20 protein-coding genes are annotated in these 21060 nt (G+C 45.1%); 14 read left to right on the top strand and 6 right to left on the bottom strand.

Annotation, left to right across the window (positions count from 1 at the left end; translation table 11 throughout):
• The first annotated feature begins 50 nt into the window (after window positions 1-50).
• Window positions 51-230 carry an aspartyl-phosphate phosphatase Spo0E family protein gene (locus HUG15_RS19205; protein ID WP_200124860.1) on the top strand — a complete coding sequence of 60 codons (180 nt, stop codon included), beginning with the start codon at window positions 51-53 and terminating at the stop codon, window positions 228-230.
• Between the two features lie 74 nt (window positions 231-304).
• A complete protein-coding gene (locus tag HUG15_RS19200; protein ID WP_200124858.1) occupies window positions 305-658 on the top strand; it encodes a HesB/IscA family protein in 354 nt (117 codons plus the stop codon).
• A 132-nt stretch (window positions 659-790) separates the two neighbouring features.
• On the opposite strand, the gene HUG15_RS19195 is transcribed toward HUG15_RS19200, so the two are convergent.
• Window positions 791-1783, bottom strand: a complete 993-nt coding sequence (locus tag HUG15_RS19195) for an NAD(P)/FAD-dependent oxidoreductase (RefSeq protein ID WP_200124856.1) — start codon at window positions 1781-1783, stop codon at window positions 791-793.
• A 280-nt stretch (window positions 1784-2063) separates the two neighbouring features.
• On the opposite strand from HUG15_RS19195, the gene HUG15_RS19190 reads away from it, so the two are divergent.
• The 3 genes from HUG15_RS19190 (at window position 2064) to HUG15_RS19180 (ending at window position 4434) form a co-directional block, all read left to right on the top strand.
• Window positions 2064-3269, top strand: coding sequence for an NAD(P)/FAD-dependent oxidoreductase (locus tag HUG15_RS19190; protein ID WP_200124854.1), 1206 nt, complete (start codon window positions 2064-2066; stop codon window positions 3267-3269).
• Window positions 3270-3386: 117 nt separating this feature from the next.
• The gene (locus tag HUG15_RS19185) at window positions 3387-3677 is read left to right on the top strand and encodes a YuiB family protein (RefSeq protein WP_200129059.1); all 291 of its coding nucleotides are present in this window, start codon (window positions 3387-3389) and stop codon (window positions 3675-3677) included.
• Window positions 3678-3777: 100 nt separating this feature from the next.
• Window positions 3778-4434: a 3D domain-containing protein gene (locus tag HUG15_RS19180; RefSeq protein ID WP_200124852.1), complete on the top strand. Its 657-nt coding sequence runs from the start codon at window positions 3778-3780 to the stop codon at window positions 4432-4434.
• 474 nt (window positions 4435-4908) lie between these two features.
• Here HUG15_RS19180 and HUG15_RS19175 read toward each other — a convergent pair whose 3' ends face one another.
• From HUG15_RS19175 to HUG15_RS19165, 3 genes are all read right to left on the bottom strand, one after another.
• Window positions 4909-5514 (bottom strand): biotin transporter BioY, encoded by a 606-nt coding sequence (locus HUG15_RS19175; protein WP_200124850.1) that lies wholly within the window; start codon window positions 5512-5514, stop codon window positions 4909-4911.
• Window positions 5515-5938: 424 nt separating this feature from the next.
• A complete protein-coding gene (locus HUG15_RS19170) occupies window positions 5939-7123 on the bottom strand; it encodes an IS256 family transposase (RefSeq protein ID WP_200123767.1) in 1185 nt (394 codons plus the stop codon).
• Window positions 7124-7530: 407 nt separating this feature from the next.
• Window positions 7531-8757, bottom strand: a complete 1227-nt coding sequence (locus HUG15_RS19165; RefSeq protein ID WP_425504062.1) for an MFS transporter — start codon at window positions 8755-8757, stop codon at window positions 7531-7533.
• 215 nt (window positions 8758-8972) lie between these two features.
• On the opposite strand from HUG15_RS19165, the gene HUG15_RS19160 reads away from it, so the two are divergent.
• Complete coding sequence (locus HUG15_RS19160; RefSeq protein WP_200124846.1) at window positions 8973-9707, top strand: glycerophosphodiester phosphodiesterase; 735 nt, start codon at window positions 8973-8975, stop codon at window positions 9705-9707.
• A gap of 511 nt (window positions 9708-10218) precedes the next feature.
• Here the strand turns inward: HUG15_RS19160 and HUG15_RS19155 are convergent.
• Window positions 10219-11052: an arginase family protein gene (locus HUG15_RS19155; protein WP_200129058.1), complete on the bottom strand. Its 834-nt coding sequence runs from the start codon at window positions 11050-11052 to the stop codon at window positions 10219-10221.
• Window positions 11053-11400: 348 nt separating this feature from the next.
• On the opposite strand from HUG15_RS19155, the gene HUG15_RS19150 reads away from it, so the two are divergent.
• The 4 genes from HUG15_RS19150 to HUG15_RS19135 all read left to right on the top strand — a co-directional run bounded on the left by HUG15_RS19150 (window position 11401) and on the right by HUG15_RS19135 (window position 16354).
• Window positions 11401-13050, top strand: a complete 1650-nt coding sequence (locus tag HUG15_RS19150) for an SLC13 family permease (RefSeq protein WP_425504018.1) — start codon at window positions 11401-11403, stop codon at window positions 13048-13050.
• A 167-nt stretch (window positions 13051-13217) separates the two neighbouring features.
• Entirely contained in the window at window positions 13218-14657 is a 1440-nt protein-coding gene (locus tag HUG15_RS19145) for an SLC13 family permease (protein WP_200124844.1), read from the top strand.
• 66 nt (window positions 14658-14723) lie between these two features.
• Complete coding sequence (locus HUG15_RS19140) at window positions 14724-15794, top strand: NAD(P)H-dependent flavin oxidoreductase (protein ID WP_200124836.1); 1071 nt, start codon at window positions 14724-14726, stop codon at window positions 15792-15794.
• Window positions 15795-15880: 86 nt separating this feature from the next.
• Window positions 15881-16354, top strand: coding sequence for an S-ribosylhomocysteine lyase (locus HUG15_RS19135; RefSeq protein WP_200124834.1), 474 nt, complete (start codon window positions 15881-15883; stop codon window positions 16352-16354).
• 39 nt (window positions 16355-16393) lie between these two features.
• Here the strand turns inward: HUG15_RS19135 and HUG15_RS19130 are convergent, their stop codons facing one another.
• Window positions 16394-17008, bottom strand: a complete 615-nt coding sequence (locus HUG15_RS19130) for a cysteine hydrolase family protein (protein ID WP_200124832.1) — start codon at window positions 17006-17008, stop codon at window positions 16394-16396.
• 135 nt (window positions 17009-17143) lie between these two features.
• Between HUG15_RS19130 and HUG15_RS19125 the strand changes: the two genes are divergently transcribed.
• The 4 genes from HUG15_RS19125 to HUG15_RS19110 all read left to right on the top strand — a co-directional run bounded on the left by HUG15_RS19125 (window position 17144) and on the right by HUG15_RS19110 (window position 21055).
• Window positions 17144-17647 carry an Lrp/AsnC family transcriptional regulator gene (locus HUG15_RS19125; protein ID WP_200124830.1) on the top strand — a complete coding sequence of 168 codons (504 nt, stop codon included), beginning with the start codon at window positions 17144-17146 and terminating at the stop codon, window positions 17645-17647.
• Window positions 17644-18837 carry an aminotransferase gene (locus tag HUG15_RS19120; RefSeq protein WP_200124828.1) on the top strand — a complete coding sequence of 398 codons (1194 nt, stop codon included), beginning with the start codon at window positions 17644-17646 and terminating at the stop codon, window positions 18835-18837. The genes HUG15_RS19125 and HUG15_RS19120 overlap by 4 nt, the downstream gene beginning before the upstream one ends.
• A gap of 128 nt (window positions 18838-18965) precedes the next feature.
• Window positions 18966-19295, top strand: a complete 330-nt coding sequence (locus HUG15_RS19115; RefSeq protein ID WP_200124826.1) for a DUF3817 domain-containing protein — start codon at window positions 18966-18968, stop codon at window positions 19293-19295.
• Between the two features lie 698 nt (window positions 19296-19993).
• The gene (locus HUG15_RS19110; RefSeq protein ID WP_200124824.1) at window positions 19994-21055 is read left to right on the top strand and encodes a tetraprenyl-beta-curcumene synthase family protein; all 1062 of its coding nucleotides are present in this window, start codon (window positions 19994-19996) and stop codon (window positions 21053-21055) included.
• The last annotated feature ends 5 nt before the right edge of the window (window positions 21056-21060 follow it).

Raw genomic sequence — 21060 nt, 5'->3', positions numbered from 1 at the left:
GAATAGAGAAAAAACACGCAAAAAAGATAGAAGGGGAGGAGATCTCTTCGATGGTGTACGCCGTGGCAAAGAATCGAATGGAAGATGATTTAGAAGAGTTAAGGACACGAATGATGGAAGCGGCAAAAGAACATGGGATGGAGCATCCGCTTGTATTATTTTACAGCCGTGAAATCGATCGCGTGCATACCGCGTTACTCGCGGAACAGTACGGTACGATGTGCGGATAAGATTCGGTCTTTTTCACCCTCCGGTGATATATGATATGATGAAGCTATAGTATCCGTAAGGGGGTAGTTAGGCAATGATTGAAATTACCGAAGCGGCCATGACGAAAATTAAAGGCATGCAGGAAGAGGAAGGCGATCCTTCTTTAATGCTAAGAGTTGGCGTCAAAGGCGGCGGTTGCAGCGGACTTTCGTACGGGCTTGGATTTGATGCAGAGAAAAATGAGGACGATACGCTCCTCGATAAATCAGGTTTGGGTGTGCTTATCGATGGGGAAAGTCGGCCGGTCGTTAACGGCCTCGTTATTGATTATAAAGAAAATATGATGGGCGGCGGGTTTACGTTGGATAACCCGAACGCGATCTTATCTTGCGGTTGCGGCGCATCATTCCGTACGAAAGAAAATGTAGGCACACCGGAAAATTGTTAGAAAACTTGGCTTTCGCCATGAAGCTTGGCGGAAGCCTTATCTGCCTAATTAAAAACATCCATATGGGGATTACTCCCGCATACGGATGTTTTTTTTGTGAGCAGGAAGTTTCTAACCTTCAACTTCCTACCTCTAAAACATATGCGTGCTATGGCCGGGTTGCAAACGCGCGCTCGGGTCCATATAGGCTTTAGCATTGCTTACGGCCATTGGCGCTTCGCCGAAGCCGGTGGCGATCAGCTTTACTTTTCCATCGTAAGAGGTAATGTCTCCCGCGGCATAAATGCCTTTGATATTCGTTTCCATACGGGAGTTTACGTAAATAGCGTTTTTCGTCGTCTCTAGCCCCCACGTTTTGATCGGACCGAGGGAAGAGATGAATCCATAGTTTACGATCACGTTATCCACATCGACGACTTTTTCGTCCGTTCCTTTTACTTCTTGGAGAACGACTTGTTTAATATTTTCGCCGTCTCCCCGAAGTTCGCTGATTTCAAAAGGGGTGTGCATTTGGACGGGGGCCGTTTGCAACTCGGCAATGCTATGTTCATGGGCACGAAATTTGTCCCGCCGATGCGTAAGTGTTACGTTCGCGTTATTGGCGAGCATGAGTGTCCAATCCACCGCAGAGTCCCCGCCTCCGCAAATGAGGACGTCTTTATTTTTGAAAGCGCCGAGGTTGTTAACAAAATAATGAAGATTTCGGCCTTCATATTGGGCAGCCTCTTCAATTTTTAATTTTCGCGGCTGAAAAGCACCTACGCCTGCGGCAATGATGACTGTGCGTGAATAGTGAACGTCTTCGTTCGTCTCGATGCGAAATGTCTCATCGTTCAACTTATGAACTGTTTCTACAGATTGATCGAGCACGACGGTTGGGTCAAACATGTTCATTTGCTCGACCAAATTATCAACAAGTTCTTGTGCCCGTATCTTCGGAAAACCGGCCACATCATAAATATATTTTTCGGGGTAAAGCGCGGAAAGTTGTCCGCCCAGCTGTGGCATGCTTTCAATGATTTTCACCTTTGCCTGGCGCATGCCGCCGTAAAAAGCGGTAAATAATCCCGTCGGTCCACCGCCGATAATCGTTATATCGTAAAGATCAATGGAAGTATCCTCCACGAATCTACACCTCCACACCTTGTATATTTCCGATTCTTGCAGTAGCGTATGGTCTATCTTTTTAATAACAGAGGTATTATAACACTTTTTTTTCCGAGTGGGAAAGTGAACTGCTCGGTCTTTTCAAGGAAGGTGTTTGCTTCCATACCTTCACCCTTGAAATACAAATATAAAAATGGTTATAATTATGTGTAGAAATCATGAATATTTTTAGACATAATTTTTACGTTAGTATGTGAAAATGATCACACAGTGATGATAATAAAAGGATGTGGATGAAATGGCGAAAAAACCGCATGTCGTTATTCTCGGCGCAGGATACGGAGGAATGATGGCCGCAAATCAATTGCAAAAGAAATTGGGGACAGATCGGGCAAACGTAACCCTGGTGAACAAGCATGACTATCATTATCAAACAACGTGGTTGCATGAGCCTGCGGCCGGGACGATGCACCATGATAAAGCACGTGTAGAAATACGAAAAGTGTTGAATCCGGCGAAAATTAATATTGTTCAGGATACCGTAGAGCAAGTGAAAACAGAAGAGAAGCAAGTCGTTCTCAAAAACGGGGACGACCTTTCCTATGATTACCTCGTCATTGCTGTCGGATCGATCGCTGAAACATTTGGCGCCGAGGGCGTCTACGAGCACTCCTATCACAAATGGACATTGGATGGCGCCCGTGAACTTAAAGATCAAATCGAATTTCAATTTGCGCAGTACCGAAATCAAGAGGAAGCGGAAGAACAGGACTTGACATTTGTCGTTGCAGGCGGAGGTTTCACCGGTATTGAATTCGTCGGCGAATTGACCGAAAGGGTCCCAGAGCTATGCGAACAATATGACGTTCCGCGGGAAAAGGTTCGAATGTACGTGATTGAAGCCGCACCATCTGCCCTTCCGGGTTTTGATCCCGAGCTTGTCGAATATGCCATGAATTTGTTGGAGCACCGTGGCGTAGAATTTAAGATTAATAAGCCAATCAGTGAAGTGCAAGAAGGGAAGGTTATCCTGAAGGACGGCGAAGAGATTGCTGCAAGCACCATCATTTGGGCGACAGGTGTGCGTGGAAACCCGATCATCGAAGATGCCGGAATTGAGGCGAACCGTGGGCGTGTAAAAGTAGAACCGGATTTGCGTGCGCCCGGGCTTGATGATGTCTTTGTTATCGGCGATAACTCCCTTATTATTAATGAAGAAACGGAACGCCCGTATCCACCGACCGCTCAAATTGCCATGCAGCAAGGGGTAAAAGCCGGTGAAAATATAACGAATTTAATCATGGGCGGAACCCCTACAAAATTTGAACCGGAAATCCTTGGGACATTGGCCTCCCTCGGTGGGAAAGAAGCGATGGGCACGGTTAAAGCACGGAAAATGTACGGCCGCTCCGCTTTATTTATGAAACATATGAGCGACAACCGGTATTTAATGAAGCTCGGCGGTCTATCGCTCATGCTAACAAAAGGGCGGAATCCACTCTAGAAACCGACCCCTTTTAACCGCTCACCTCTCTCATTGACGCTTGACGGTTCCTTTTGTACACTTGTTTTGGAGGTGAGCGGCTTGGGGATTACCAGTCTCCCGCAAGTAATTATTTCGATGATGTTATTTCTCATCCTTTTTTTTGGGATTGGATTTTTATTGAATATGGTGTTGCGTTCCACGTGGATGATGACTATTATTTACCCGATTATCGTCATTTGGATTGTGAACCCGGCGAGTTTAACGGAATACTTCACATCGCCGGCTGCTTCTTTTTCTGCGATAGGTCCGAGCTTGGCATCGTTGCAATTGGTTGATGTGTTGATTTTGGGCTCAGGGTTAGTTGGAGCGATCATCGCGGGAATTTCCGTTCGGATGTTGCGTGTTCGTGGGTATCAAATGTTTTAGGGCGGTAAAAAGGAAAACGTGCTCGATGAGCACGTTTTTTAGGTATATTCCCCTTTCTCTTTGGGCATGCTTTCTTTCAGAAGTGAAAGAGGGTGAGCGCATGTCAAAGGGGCTCAACGTTGCCAAAAACGTTTTCATGACGGTGCTATTCATAGCGGCATTATATGTGACGTGGACGACATTAAGCCAAGTGCCCGTAAATGAGCTCATAGGTTTCGAAAATGATCAAATAGAAGATACGCACGTTGCTTCCCCCATACATAATGACCTAGGTATTACCGCGAAAAAAACGGTGCAGAAAACCGAAACGGCAAGCGCTTCGATGGCAGAGACAGTGACAACGCTGGAACAAGAAGTTAATTGGTCTGAGTACCCCGTTGAAACGGTAACAGCAACAGGTTATACAGCCAACGCAGAGTCGACGGGAAAAAACCCGGGAGATCCCGCGTACGGGATTACATTCTCAGGTGTCCCCGTTCACCGAAATGTATATTCTACGATCGCGGCAGACCCTGCCCTTTTTCCACTGGGAACGGTTTTATTCATTCCCGGTTATGGCTATGGAGTGGTTGCGGATACTGGCTCGGCGATCCAAGGAGCAACGATTGATTTGTATTTTGACACGATCGACCAAGTCTATAACGAGTGGGGCAAAAAAGACGTCGACGTATACATTGTTCAAAAAGGAAACGGTGAAATCAGCGAAGAGGAATTGGCGGCACTTAATGAGTGGGGCGTACACGAAGCCGGGCTGTGATTATGGATCATCAGGCTATGATTGCCTATGCACTGTTTCAGAAGTTCTTTCGTCGCATAGAGCGGATCATTGCGAGGATGTTCATGATTGTAGACAAAAATGAAGATAAGTGACCATTTTGTCCTGCAATGAGAGAATGCAGGACAAAATAAGGGATGACGTCAATGTTTTGTCTTCCAAACGCTTGTATGATGACAAAAATACGAAATGATGCAAATGTTTGTCTTCGAAAGGGATGAATCAAGACAAAACCACAAAATGGGCACGGTTTTTGGCCTCAAAAACCGTGCGTAAATCGTTAGGACTCAGATTGAACATATAAAAAAACTTCTGAAAGACGCCACTAGCGTTGAAATGGGAACATTCATGGGCTCCAACTGCAGAATTTAAGGGATAGATAAGGTGCCATAAAGAGCCCATGAAACCCGAACATGGAAAAGTTGAGTGCTCCAAATGCCACATCCTAAATTATATTCAGGAATCACTGGGCGCTCGCTGACCGGGCATGTTTTTTTCGATTACGGGCCGTTTCACGGTTTCGGGAAGGTTACGGGCAACAATACCGGCGGCTATCGTGAAAAGAATATCTTTTATAAACAGTGGAAGCATCCCCAACCAAACAACTCCGTACGTAAATTGTTCAGGAGCATCGAATCCGAATACATAAGCACCATACACCCAGTTTGTTCCGATTAAATAATTAAATGCCAATCCGATCAACCCTGCGAATAAATAAGTAGGCATCCCCGGTTCTCGCGACTTTTCGATGATTTTTCCGACAACAAAGGCGACGACAATAAATGATAAAATAAAGCCGAATGTTGGTCGAACAAGGATGCCGGGACCTCCTTGGAGTTGCGCGAAAACAGGGGCGCCAAATAACCCGACAATCGTATAGACGAGCATCGCGAACGCGCCTCTTTTGCTGCCGAGAATGGCACCGGCCAAAACTGCGATGAATGGTTGAAACGTTAACGGTATTCCGGCGATCATAAGAAAAGGAAAAAGGACAGTTATATTTGCCGACACACTCATTAAGGCGACAAACATCGCGATAATGACCAAATCAAACGATTTCATATGTAGATCTTGCCTCCTTGTTTCGTTGATAACATGAGTGTAAACAGGAAAGGATTAAATGTCAACATTAAAATAAATAAGGTTAACAATAAGCGTTAAAAGAGGGACAGCGATGGTTCATGCTGTCCGAAATCGAGTGTCTTCTGGCATTTGGGTCGCCATGCCCGGTTCATGAAGCCCGAAACCGAGTGTCTCCTGGCATTTGGGTCGCCATGAGCGTTTCATGAGCCCCGAAATCGGGCGTCCCCTGTGATTTGAGGTGCCATGAGCAGTCAAGTCCTTAATTATGTGTAAAAGTATCACAATGCAATCAGCGAGTGGGAGATAGGTTTTGAACCTGGGGTGTTTCCTTCTAGGGCGCCCGCGGGCGCCCTAGAAGGAAAATTTTGCTGAATCACCCTTGCTTTCTTGCCTTTTCATTTGCTTACAAATCGGTTGGTTTTCCTTTTAAAAACGTTCGGTTACCACGATCAAGGCTTTCTTCATGTTCCTTGAGCAACGCTCCAATTAATCGAAAGGCGGATTGGGTATTTGGAAAAATCCGAATGACTTGCTCGCGGCGGCGAACCTCGGAATTTATCCCTTCGAGATTGTTTGTCGTGCGCAATTGGTCATGATAAGCGATGGGTTCATTCATAAATTGAATCGCATCTTCAAATCCTTCATCGAGTTTCTCTAACGCTTTTTCATAACCTTTGACGCCCTCGTATTGATCAAAGATCTCGGTGCGTAACTGGCGGGCTCTTGCAGGAGAACTCCCGTTCAAGAGCTCCTTAACGAGCGAACGAAAGCCTTCTGAACCTTTTTTGGGGATGTGTTCAAACAAGTTTCGCTTAAAATGAACCGTGCACCGTTGCCACGAGGTTCCAACAAACGCTTGTTGAATGGCCTGTTTCAGGCCTTCGTGCGCATCGGAAATCACCAATTGTGGCGATGCCAGACCCCTGGCTTGAAGCGATTGAAAGAATTGAAACCATCCCTCTTTGGATTCGGCATGATTCACTTGAAGACCAATGATTTCCCGTTTGTTTTGGTCATTGACCCCGAGCGCGATATAAACGGCTTTGGAGACGACCTTTTGATCCTCACGGACTTTAATATACATGGCATCGGCGTAGACATACCTGTAGGCATTCACGTTCAAAGGGCGCTGGGCCCATTCGTTGACGACCGGGTCTAATTTTTCGGTGAGCGAGGACACGAAAGATTTGGACACACGCTCGCCGCAAAGCTCTTCCACAGCCTTCGTGACTTTCCGCGTGGATACGCCGTTAACGACCATCTCCAACATCGCTAAGAGAAAGGCTTGTTCGGAACGTGCATATTTCTCAAACACAGAGGGAGAGAATTCGCCGTTGCGCGTGCGTGGAACGGTCAGTGTGACTTTCCCAAAAGACATCGTGTAATCACGTTCGTAATAGCCGTTTCGATAGTCCACACGCGCGCCATTGCGTTCATAGGCTGCTGCTTGTAAGTAATCATCGCGCTCCTGCTCCATGATTTGATTCAGGACGAGGACCATCGAGGATTTCGCGACGGCACTCATGTCTGAATTCATGAGCTCTTCTTTTAATTGATCCGCGTTTAGGGTAAGATGGAACTGGGTCATTGTCGATTCCTCCTGTTTGTTTTTTTCGCTGAAAACATTGTAACACGGGAGTCGACTTGACCCTTTTTCTTTTTACACAATTATATGGACTATACCCCATGAGCGGTTCATGAAGCCCGAAACCGGGCATCCCCCGTGATTTGAGGTGCCATGAGCGGGTCATGAGCCCCGAAACCGGGCATCCCCCGTGATTTGAGGTGTCATGAGCGGTTTATGAAGCCTGAAACCGATTGCCTCCCGGTATTTCGGTCGCCATGAACGTCTCATGAGACCCGAAATCGAGTGCCTCTCGGCAATTCGGTCGCCATGCCCGGCTCATGCTGCCCGAAATCGATTGCCTCCCGTCAATTCGGTCGCATGACAGTTCTAAAGCACCGCCCTGTCCCGATTTGAATACTAAACGATTTTTATTGCACGGTTTGCGTTTGTTCGTGTTTCACTTTATGCCGTTTCTTCTGATTGAGCATAATTTTCACGACGATCGCGGTGATAATCAGCAGAATACCGGAGAAGATGAACACAGCAGGTATGCCAAAGCTGCTCGCGATTACCCCTCCGGAGACCGGGCCGATGACATTGCCTAGAAAACGGAAGCTTTGATTGTAACCGAGAACTTCCCCTTGCATAGAGACCGGACAGACTTGGCGGATATACGCAGTGGTACACGGAATAAGGCCGCCTACCTGTATGCCGTATAGAAACCGAAGCAATACTAATTGCCAAAGCTCGGTAACGAATGCTTGCGGGATAAAAAATAAACCGGACAAAACGAGCAAAAGCAGCAGTATTTTCTCATGGCCAATACGATCGCCGATTTGTCCCCATTTACGAGTGGCCAGCAAATTGCCGAGCCCTGTAACGGAGAACGCCATCCCCGCCAAGAAAGCCATATTTTCAGCAGTGGTAAGTTCGCCGACATAAAGCGCAAGCAGTGGTTGTACGCTAAAATTTACAAGTTGCACGACAAGCGCAACGACCATTACCATAATTAATAGTGGATGCGTGACAATGTGTCGGATAACTTCTTTCCAATGGTAGGAACGTTGTTTTTCATCTTTTTCTTCAAAAATAACTTCTTTCACACCGAAGATGACGAGCAATGTTGCCAAAGCGAGAACCAGAGCGGTCAAAATAAACGTTAATTCCATGCCGACGGTATCGGCGATCAATCCGCCGAATAACGGTCCTAGCAGGCCCCCGGAAACCGTGCCCATCTGCAAAGTGCCCAACGTTTCACCGGCCGTCCGTTTATTGCTTTGTGCAGATATGAGCGCCATGGAAGCGGGGATGAACCCGGTTGCCAACCCCATGAACGCCCGCAAAACGAAAAGGGCACCGACAGACTCGGCGTACCCCATTAGTAATACAGAAAGTGCAATTCCGAATCCGGTGCCGATGAGAATGCTTTTTCGGCCAAACCGGTCTCCAATTCGTCCCCATATGGGGGATACCAGGAATGCGACAAGAAAAGAAATTCCGAAGACAATACCGGCCCAACGTTGTACTTCCGCAGGGGAATACGCTCCAAAAGATTCAATATACAACGACAAAAACGGCAAAACCATGGTCATGCTCCCGGAGACGAGCATGTTGGCAAAACACATGATTATTAAATTTCTTTTTTCGATTTGAATACGATCACCTTCAATCGGTTTTCGCCCGATCGTGTCCCTGTTTAATTATTTCGTCTTCCTAAATAAATATATAGCGAAAAGGACGGCATCGTCAACGTCGGCCATTTTGCAATTCCGAGCAAAAAACAAAGAGATCGTGCCTGAATGCAAGATTGCTCCGTGCCACCGAAAATTCCATCTAAATGCTAAAGGATGAATGGAGGCCATTGCCCAACATGCGCACAAAACGAAATGCCATCGTTATTGCCCACCGCGGAGTTACGGGAGTGGATATGGTTGAGAACACCGTAAAAGCTTTTGAAAGAGCTGTTGCCCTCGACGCCGATTTTATTGAAACCGATGTTCGTTGCACATCGGATGGTCAATTGATTTGTTTTCATGATGGAAAACTCGATGGTACGGCAGTAAAAAAAAGAAGCTATCAAAGTCTGCAAAAGTATGCTCGGGGCATCGGTTGGGAACTCCCATTATTGGAAGAAGTGTTGTTATTATGTAAAGGAAATTTAAAACTGGATATTGAAATCAAAGCGAAAGGATTGGAAGAGCAGATCGTAGATGTCGTGGAAAAGACCGGGATGGCGCGGGAAGTCCTGATTACTTCTTTTCGTGATTCAATACTAAAAAAAATAAAACAGCTTGATCCTAAGATCCGAACAGGTCTACTGCTCGGTCGAAGGTTACTTCAACAACGCTTTCGGTTGCACGCCTATATTCAAGATTTTTTTCCTGAAGCCCGACTGAAAGATATAGGTGCAGATGCGGTTTGCCCGCATTACCATCTGCTAAGGCTTGGATTTGTAAAACGTATGCATCGCCTCAACCTGCCCGTCTATGTATGGACGGTGAATGAAAAATGGCGAATGGAAAAAGTGCTCCATAAAGGGGCTGACGGATTAATTACAGACGATATCGTCGAAGCGATGGAAGTGGTGAAGGGTACTCGGAGGTGATGGTGGAAGAACGTTGGCAAAAATCTAATGCCGGTTTAAAAATGATGCTGAAGAAATGAAAGAGCAAAAAAATTCAATGTGTACAAATATCGATTTTGTGGTATGGTTAACATAGAAACACTGTAAATGCATACAGTAATAACGACCGCCCATGCTGTTACATGAAACGATCGTCATAGACCGAACCCCGTCAAGAGGGGAAAGGTAGCTAGGAAAGAATAATCCCTCACTTACCTGCTAGAGTGCATGAGGGATTATTTTTTCGGTTTTTATCGGAAACGATGAACACTACCAACATCCCGAAGGATATCATCAACGCTAACGCACTAACAATGTCCACTGGCATACACCTCCCTCCCTGGAAGTCTCCAATGAAGACTAACGGCAGATCGACAGTGCTACCAAATCCCTCATGCGAAGCCAGTTTATATATATTTATCCTAATTGATCAATAATACCTAATGGACGTTGATTTTGTATATAATACTCATGGCCGGTGTTAAGTTTGGTTTTAACTGTTGAGGATCGGTATCCCATTTAACATGCTTTTCAAATTAATGGCATCCCATGGCATATGCTCAGTTATCCCTAATTCAACCACTTCAGTTTGCTGCGATACGTCTTGTATTAAACGAGTGAGCGCGGGAAAATCCATTTTTCCGGAAGGGGCGCCAATTTCTTCTTCTGCATAAGGGTTAGCAAAAAGCAATGACCTAAATACGCTCGGGTCAAGGACATCCAAGTCTAAATGGATCGCCAAATGCTTAATGTCATTTTCTTTTGCCCAATCCATTACCGCTTTACTATTTGTTTCCAACTCCTCAGTACGGGCGGTTTTAATTCCCAGTCTTTGAATAACTTCCGTTTCATGGCTGGCTGTTTCTTCTAAGCCGGCAAACATTACTTTTTTGGGGTCGAAAGGGGTTTTCACGTGATTTGCAAACTCCTGATCTCCCTCCCCTAAGAGATTTCCCAACACCATTGCATGAGCATTTTGCATTTGTTTTGGCGTAGTGACATCAGGATGAGCATCGATCCATAATAACCCTAATTCACCGTTATATCGTTCATTCAAGTATGCAAGCGGAGCTTGATTAGCGAGACAATCCCCACCAAACATGACAATGCGATCCGGTTTATGGGCTTGAATGATATGATCGGCAGCTTCAAGTTGTTTCAGAAGATGACCTCTAGCCACGATACCATTTTTCTCACTTATTGAAGCGTCTTCACTTACCGGAACCCGAACGAAAGGTTGTTCACTTTCCGGGGCTAACCATGCCAAAAGATCTGATCCTAAAGAATAGTTAGGATTATTGCCTCCTTGCCATTGAGGCATAACCATACGTAACGTTTTTGATTCTTTATCACTTAAATTAGACACTGGAATTCTCCTTTCAGATCAGGCTAAGGAATAGTATACATGAACGTAAAAGGATAATTCTAAGGAAGTGCTTAATTGATACGGAAGCCAGAAAGAACAAATACTATGATAGAGTTATCCCAATCTTTCGCCATATGGTTTTTGTGTTTCAAAAAAAATCAACCCATGATAGTATATGATGCGACAAAGTTTGCAAATATATGTGTCATGTATGTTGGGCAATTCTGAATTCTTGGTTGAGCTGGATTGTATACCCAACAAAATTTTTAAACCGCATTCATAATGTTAAGGAATGGAGATGAATAAGAATTGTTGACGCGAGTGTGGCAAGAAGCGTGGAATAGTCATCAACGCGTAAAAGATTTGTGTTCGTTCATGATGGCGAGGCCTGGGGGAAGCGCCATGGGCAAAAACGGACGTATGGAGAAAGCGTCAGGGAAAATGACGGGCGGCCAACCACCGAAAAGTGGCCGAGAGATTTCTAAAAAAAGGGCCATAGGGCTTATATTAGGACCTTTACTCTTTTTTATTGTTTTATTCTTTTTTCAGCCGGAAGGTTTAACACCGGAAGCGCGCGGGGTACTTGCCGGAACGGTATGGATCGCGACATGGTGGATTACCGAGGCGCTACCGATCCCTGTGACCGCTTTATTGCCAATAATCCTTTTCCCAATAGTGACAAGCATAGAAGTCGGTGAAGTAACTCCGAACTACGGGGATGACATCGTTTTTCTATTTCTAGGCGGTTTTGTGATAGCGCTAGCAATAGAGCGTTGGAACTTGCATAAAAGGATCGCACTAACGATTATTTCTTTAATTGGAACAAGCACGAAGCGGATAGTTCTGGGATTTATGGTTGCCACCGGTTTCCTGTCCATGTGGATTTCAAATACAGCGACCGCGATGATGATGGTTCCGATCGGAACGGCAATTATTTTTCAAGTTAGTCAGTCGTTACGTGATGGAGATATTAAAGACGCAGAGTCACAGGAAAATCAATTCGCTAAGGGTTTGATGATTGCCATTGCTATGTCTGCTTCTATCGGGGGCTTGGGAACAATCATCGGAACCCCGCCGAATACGATTTTAGCCGGCTCGTTAAATGAAATATTTGATTTTGACTTATCATTTGCCAGTTGGATGATGTTTGGAGTTCCGCTGGCCGCTATTCTTCTTACATTAGCTTGGATCTATTTGGTTAATTTTGCATTTCCGATGAAGTTGAAGCATATTCCCGGCGGAAAAGAGCTTATCCAAGAGCAGCGAACGGGTTTGGGGAAAATGAGCCCTGAAGAGAAGATGGTGCTGACTGTATTCACCATCACCGCCTTGGCATGGATTAGCCGAACTTTTATATTGGAGGATATTATCCCGGGAATCGATGATACGATGATCGCAATCACTGCCGCTGTTGCGCTGTTCATCATACCGTCGAAGACATATAAAGGTGATAAATTGATGACATGGCACGCAGCCAAAGATGTCCCTTGGGGAATCCTCATTCTTTTTGGTGGCGGTCTCGCGATCGCGGGTGGATTTCAAGATAGCGGTTTGGATGTCTGGATCGGTGAACAACTAACCATGCTGCAAGGTGTCGAGTTTATTTTTATCTTGCTAGGTGTCACAGTGCTCGTCATATTTTTAACAGAAATTACATCCAACACGGCTACCGCTACAATGATGATGCCGATTATGGCATCTCTCGCTGTGGCAATGGCCGTGCATCCTTTTGCCTTGATGGTTCCTGCAGCAGTTGCTGCTTCTTGTGCTTTTATGTTACCTGTGGCGACTCCGCCGAACGCGGTTGTGTTTGGTTCGGGTTACTTGAAAATAGGTGATATGATAAAAGCCGGATTTTGGATGAATATCATTGCCATTGTCGTTTTGGTGATATTGGTTATGTTCTTGCTACCCGCTGTATGGGGTATTGATTTAACCGTTTTACCTGAAGGATTATAAATGGATCGATTGGAATGGATAATTATGGAATCGTGTAGAGGGATTCGTCGGGAATATGAAGAAGACAGTGAGAGTGAGTAATCTTTAATCAATGACAAGCGGTTCTAGATGATTCCTTGTCTAGAGCCGTTATGTTTTTCTAATTGTGCTGAAAGTGAGAGCCGTATATGAAACCGGAAAGGCATGTTGATAAGCCAAAAAAGTTCCTTATATCTAAGCGATCCATTACTTTTAGTATCTCTGTGTTTTTTTTCTTCATACCTCTTTTACTGTTACCGGAAGGGGTCTCTTGGGAAGCGAAATCTACGATTGCCATCATGGTATTTGCGATATTTCTATTTGCTTTGGAACCTATCCCTTTGGGAATGACGTCGGTCTTATCGATGGTTTTGCTTCTATTGCTACAATCTGTGCCTGTAGATGTTGTACTGAGCGGTTTTGCTAACCCCGCAGTGTTTTTAATTATCGCGGGAATGATGATAGCTGAAGGCGTCAGACAAACACCGTTAATCAACCGGGTAACTTATGCGTTGCTATCGAAAGTAGGACATTCTGCAAAGGGGACATTTCATGGATTGTTTCTGCTGATGCAAATGCAAGCGTTTTTTATCCCTGCAACAGCTGTTCGTGTTACTTTAATAATGCCTATTGTTCTTTCCGTGCTCTCAGCCGTTGGAGCAAAAAAAGAAAGCAATTTTAGTAAATTGATGCTCGTGGGAACGGCCTATGCCGGAAATATCAGTGGGACGGCAGTGTTGACGGCAGCGGTCGGGAACATACTAACGATCGAAATATTACAATTGTACGTAGGTCGGACATTATCCTATTTTGATTGGCTGTTGTATTCTTTTCCTATATGGCTATTATTGATGGGGACGATCCCATTTATTGTTTGGAAATGCTTTCCGCCTGAAGATTATTCATTTGCACCATTAAAAAAGCAGATGAAGAAAGAAAAAGAAAACTTAGGCGCGTTAACAAAAGCTGAACGAAAGTGTATAGGGATTTTATGTTTAACGGTAGTGCTTTGGATGACACAACCACTTCATGGTTATCATCCAACCGTTCCTGCCCTTCTTGCGGTCGTTTTAATGGGGATGCCAAAAGTAGGGTTTATCGATTGGAAAAACCTTGTGAAGGTCAACTTTGATATGGTTCTATTAATAGGAGCTACATTATCACTGGGGTTTGCTTTAATTGAGTCAGGAGCCATTGATTTATTAGAGGAGGTTCTTTCCGCGGAGTGGTTGCTTGCGGCGTTCAGTGAACCTTGGTTGGCGCTTTTGTTGGTTGTGGTCCTTTCACAAATCTATCATTTAGGTGTGACCAACGTCTCGACAGCCGTCGTCACTTTGCTTCCGGTTTTTATCGGTTTATCCACGCAAGTTGGGTTGGACCCTGTTGTTATCAGTGTCGCTGCAGGTTTGACAACGTTGTATGGGTACATTTTGGTCGTGGAAACGATGCCGAATGTCGTTGCGCACGGCACCGGCTTAATCGAGCAAAAAGACTTTTATATTCCGGGCATATGGGCGACGATCGCGACAACGATCATTACATTATTGGTCGTATATACGTGGTGGAATTGGCTAGGTTTTTGGCCTTAGATAAAAAAGCAAGAAGGACATATACGAGAAATTCATATAAAAACACTACGGACGGAGGCTATCAACATGTGGTACGAAACGGAGGCCCAATCACATCTGGAAATCAAGTATCCGATTATTCAAGCCGGGATGGCTGGTGGCACAACGACGCCGGAGCTTGTTGCCGCGGTGTCAAACAGCGGTGGTCTCGGCACGCTGGGAGCAGGGTATATGGCTCCGGAACAGATTCGATCAGCGATTCGCGCCATTAAAGGATTAACGGACGCACCATTCGCGGTTAACCTGTTCATCCCTTCTCCCGAGCATCCAAGGGAACAAGAGCAGTCTTACATCGAAACCGGATTGAAACTGACGGAGCGTTACCGGCAAAAATTTAATCTTGAACCCCCGCAAATAAATCAAGTTGAAGAAAATTTCGATGAGCAATTAAACGTCGTTTTAGAAGAGGAAGTGCCTTGCTTCAGTTTCACATTTGGTCTTCTTCCAATGCGAATGCTTCAAAAATTAAAAGCGCAAAACATCACCACAATAGGAACCGCGACGACTGTAAATGAAGCAATCGAACTTGACCTAGCCGGCGTTGACCTCATTGTGGCGCAGGGGAGTGAGGCAGGCGGACATCGCGGTACATTTTTACAGTCCTCGATGGAGCAAGCAATGGTTGGAACGATGGCACTGGTGCCACAAATCGTCGATCATGTGGATGTTCCGGTTATTGCTTCCGGTGGGATTATGGATGGAAGGGGGATCGCAGCCGCGCTTATGTTGGGCGCGTCCGGGGTGCAAATGGGTACAGCTTTTCTCACGTGTAACGAAAGTGGCGCGCAAGATGTGCATAAAGAGGAAATTTCACAAAGTAATGAAGCTGATACAATGATCACAAAAGCCTTTTCAGGAAAAGAAGCGAGAGGCATTAAGAATCGATTTATGGAAGAAATGGCTGATAAAAATGATGCTATTCCCCCATACCCCATTCAAAATGCTGCAACAAAAGATATTCGAAAAGCGGCCGGTCAACAAAAAAACCCGGATTACATGTCATTGTGGGCAGGGCAAGGTGTAAGGCTTAGCGAATCAATCACCGCTAAGGAACTTGTTGATAGGTTGGTAGAAGAGACGGACGCTTTACTCCGGTGAACGATCCAATTGCACGCACCAACATTGCGAAAAAAATTCGCCTTGTTGTATGATAGGTGTAGGAATACGATACGGAGGGATTTTTTATGGAAGCGCGTGTTGAAAGTTTCGAGCTTGACCATACAAAAGTGAAAGCGCCATACGTCCGTCATGCTGGGACGCAAAAGGTAGGCAGTGATGGCATCGTTCATAAATTCGATCTTCGTTTTGCCCAGCCGAATGTGACGAACATGACGCCGCCGGTGATTCATACGCTGGAACATCTGCTGGCTTTGAATATACGTGGGTACGCCGATGCTTACGACCATTTTGAAGTGATTGACCTTTCCCCGATGGGATGCCAAACCGGTTTCTACCTCATCGTTAACGGAGCGGCGGAAGTTGCCGAGATCATTGATATTTTGGAGAAAACGTTAAAAGCCGGGCTCGAATATGACTATGTTCCTGCAGCCACCGAAGAACAATGCGGCCAGGCGAAACTCCATGATTTGGAAGAAGCGAAAACGTGGATGCGGGATTGGCTAAAACAAGATCGTAAAGCATTGGAAGAAGTATTTTAAAGGTGGCGTTCACATGCTGCCTTTTCTTTTTCTAACCGATCAAGTATCTTCGTAATACGCCTGCGCCTCGGTAATGACATTGCGCATCGATAATTCAGCAGCCGGGGTCGTAGATACCTTTAAAACTTTTTCCATCATTTGAATGGCTTCTTCGTTCTCATGGTTGTGAACCGAAGCAATGCAATCGCGAGGGACAATCGAGTGATATCCCCGCATATAGGCATCGTTTGCCGTGAACTGGACACACATATTGCCGGATGCTCCGGTTAAAATCAACGTGCGTACGTTTAGGTAGCGCAACAGAAGGTCGAGCGGGGTATAAAAAAAGCCGGAAAACTGCGGTTTTAACACAAAATAGTCCTCATCATCCGGCGGGAGGATACGGACAATTTCTTGGCCGCGGACATTTTCGGAGAGGCAATGGTTGACAAGTTCCCGAAAGTCACTTTGCCAAAATCCATAATTATCGTTGACGTAAATAACCGGAATATGAAACGATTTTGCCTGCGCTTTTAGTGCTGCAATTTGATTGGCCGCGGCTCGCATTGGTTCATACAATTTTTCCCCATTTTCGAATTCCAAGTCGTTGATCATATCAATGATGAGCATTGCAACGGTCGGTTCTTTATGATAATGACTGATGTATCCTTTCATTTCTTTCCCACTTTCAAAAAATAGTCAGAATCACAGTCGAAATCTATGATAAAATGGAGATATTCGTCGTCTTGGAACATGATAAACGGTTTTATAATAAGGTATGTATAGATAGGCATTTTCATCAATGGGGGAATGGCAGTGACAAAAGAGAAAGAATTGGAGCTCATTCGTATACTTGAGCATCATGGGCGCATCGAAACGGATGTGCTCGCGAAAATGTTGGACGAAAACGAAGATGATGTAAAAAATTGTATGAAAAAACTTGAAGACGAAAAGATTATTTTGAGCTATGGAGCAATTATTGATTGGAATAAAGTGACCACGGAAGATCACATTGCCGCCATGATCGATGTAAAAGTTACCCCTCAGCGTGAGGTTGGTTTTGATGAAGTGGCTGCGCGTATTCAGCGTTTCCCGGAAGTCACCGCCCTATACTTGATGTCAGGGACTTATGATCTTTCCGTAATGGTCGAAGGGCAAACGATGGAGGGCGTTGCTCGCTTTGTGTCCAATAAGCTGTCTACACTGGACGCGGTATTGTCAACGACGACGCATTTTCGATTGAAAAAATATAAACATGACGGCGTTATTTTCAATCAAGAGGAAAAAGATCGCCGTATGGTGGTGTCACCATGAAGCAACACACGGTGCAAACGACAACGAAAAAAAAGCGACTTTCACGGGCGGTTTCCAGTATTGAACCCTCCGGCATCCGCCGTTTTTTTGATTTGGCCGCAACTATGGAAGATTGCATTTCCCTGGGCGTTGGCGAACCTGATTTTGTCACGCCTTGGAATGTGCGGGAAGCCTCTATGGCATCCCTGGAGCAAGGATACACCTCCTACACATCGAATGCCGGCATGATTGAATTGCGTACGGCTATTAGCGGGTATATGTTTGACCGTTTTGGCGTGGGCTATGATCCGGAAGAGGAAATAATTGTTACGGTAGGGGCTAGCGAGGCGATCGATCTTGCCATACGGGCGACGATTGATCCGGGTGATGAAGTGCTGGTAGCAACACCTGCGTTCGTCTCGTATGAGCCGTTGGTTACAATGTCAGGAGCGGTACCCGTGCCTGTCCCGACCGATGCTTCCACTGATTTTAAATTGACGAAAGAACGTTTGGAAGCAGCAATCACCGAGCGTAGCCGCGCGATCATTCTCTCGTTTCCGAACAATCCAACGGGAGCGGTCATGAACGATGTTGAGCTTCAGGCGATTGCGGAGGTAGCGGAAGCCCATGATTTGCTCGTTTTTTCCGATGAGATTTACGCGGAGCTCAGTTATGACACGCCGCACACCGCCTTTTCGGCACTGAACCGTATGCGCGACCGAACCGTGTTAATTTCCGGGTTCTCCAAAGCATTTGCCATGACAGGTTGGCGGCTCGGTTACGTTTGCGCACCTAACGATATTACGCAAGCGATGTTGAAAATTCATCAGTATTCCCTCATGTGTGCCCCGACACCGGCGCAACATGGTGCGTTGGAAGCATTGCGAAATGGGAGAGAAACTGTGGAAAAAATGACGAACAGTTATCGTGCCCGGCGCAATTACATTGTACACGCGTTAAATGAGGCGGGATTAACTTGTCGTTTTCCCGGCGGATCTTTTTACGCGTTTCCATCGGTGGAAGCGACGGGGATGGATGATGAAACATTTGCCGAACAATTGCTGATAGAGGAAAAAGTGGCGGTAGTGCCGGGATCGGTATTCGGGAAGGGCGGTGAAGGCCACGTTCGTTGTTCATACGCAACGTCTATGGATGCCCTGCAAACAGCAACCGCCCGCATCGAAGCGTTCGTCCAACGGCATGCCCAATAATGGGGAAAAGGAGAGCAAATGATAAAAGGCTCTCCTATTTTATGTAAAAAATCACGGCATAAAATTCAAGAAATTGTCGCCCTCTGTCCTTCTGATTTCATGTAAAGTAGGCGGAGGGAGAGATGATAATGAAAAACTTTTTATTAAAATGGTTTCGATGTGTGGGACACATCGAAGGCCTTTCACTCGTCACACTTCTATTTGTGGCTATGCCACTAAAATATATGGCCGGTTATGATACTGTTGTTTCTTTTGTAGGGATGGCCCATGGGATCCTTTACATCCTGTACATGGCGTTCGTTCTACTCTTAACTCTTACCATACGCTGGTCATGGAAATGGATCTTCGGTTCAAGCGCCGTCGCATTTATCCCATTCGGCAACTTTATCCTCGATGCACGGTTGAAAAAAGCTGATTTTTCACAGCCGGAATCAAACGTCGAAGGTGCAATGAAATAACTCTCACACTCTCGTAACGATGTGTGCAGACGTAATGAAAATACCAATAACAGCTGTATCTTATAAGTTTAACAAACGATTGTATGATAAAAATAAGGCTGTTCATCAAAATCTATCAGTGAATAATTAAGGGTAATAAAACTAACTAGACCGGGACGGCTGAAGTAACTGATCCCCATTGTTAATGGCACCAAATTAAGGTAAAGTGCCAGATCTCCACCCAGTGGATGTGGTACCAAAAATAAAATGCGCGTTTAATATTAGCCTCCGCGAAGAGAACGTCCAAAATCGCCATTATGACACCTCAAGAAGGAAAATTACCCCTATCAGAGGCGCCATGAATGAGTCATGAAACCACTCGAAGAGTAAATAACCTAATCAGGGGTGCCATGAACGAGTTATGACACCTCTAGAAGCAATAATATCTTAATCAGAGGTGCCATGAGTGAGTCCTGTGGAACAACCGGAAGGTAAAATCATTAAGTGTGAGGAAATTCAGCCATAATGCACTTGTGACGCCCTCCTTTTTGGTGTTTCCCATGGGTGTGACTGGATAATTCAACCACTCTGTACTAGCGTAGTGTTTTTCCGTAGCGCTTACCATAGTGCATAACCCATTTGTCAACTATAGATTTTGTGACCCGAAAATGACATTACATTTCAGCATAGAAACTTACACAAACAAGGTCGTGATCATAATGACTAAATCTACACCTTCCAACCCGGTAAGGATTTTACAAAGAGCGAAAAAAGAAACGTTGCCGAAAGCTCATCAACAACTTGAGTCTTGGAAAAGAGAAGGGCAGAACATAAAAGATAAAGAAATTCGTGAGCAGGCAACATGGACCGTAAGCGATAAAACATTCCATTGTGAAGGCGGGAGCATATTAGCTTTACTTGCCGGGGATAACCAAGATGCTTACATTGAATTTATGGTTGCCTATCAATCCATTTGTGATTATTTGGATACCCTTTGCGATAAAAATGACGCACATAACCCCGATGATTTTCGGTCCATGCACCAAGCGTTATTGGATAGTTTAGAGCCATATGGGCAGATCAACAATTATTACCAATACCGACCGGGATTTGAAGATGATGGCTACTTAGAAAAAATGGTCAAGCATTGCAGGGAGGCTATTGTTAAATTTCCGGGTTTTTCTGCCATGAAAGCGGACATGAAAGACGTATCCCAATACTACATTGATTTTCAAGTCTATAAACATGTGGAAGAAGACCAGCGTGAACAATTATTAGTCAACTTTTACAATGAAAACAAGGATTTGGTCCCAGGCATGCGCTGGTACGAGTTTTCGTGTGCCGTTGCATCAACACTCGCTCTGTATTGCCTCGCGGCATACGCGGCAAGTGGCCCAAGGACGAAAGAAGAATCCAAACGTCTGAAAGATGCCTATTTCCCGTGGTTGCAAGGGTTGCATATTATGCTCGATTACTTTATTGATCAAGAAGAAGATCGACAGGAAAATGAAATGAATTTTGTAGCATACTATGAAAATAAGAATGATATGCTTGAACGATTTAAATACATCGATCATGAAGCGACAAAAAGACTCAAGGGACTGCCCGATGAGAAATTTCATTTATTGATTAAAAAAGGGTTATACGCGCTTTACTTATCCGATGGCAAAGTTAAGGCAAACGAAGCGTCTAAAAAAGACGCAAAAGAAATCATCAAACTTGGCGGAAAACAAGCCTCCTTCTTTGTTCAAAACCTATGGATTCTCAAAAGAACCATTTAATGGAG

The sequence above is a fragment of the Salicibibacter cibarius genome (assembly GCF_016495725.1).
GTDB classification, from domain to species: domain Bacteria; phylum Bacillota; class Bacilli; order Bacillales; family Marinococcaceae; genus Salicibibacter; species Salicibibacter cibarius.
Note: the sequence above shows the minus strand (reverse complement) of the source record. Positions and strands in the feature narration are given on the sequence as shown.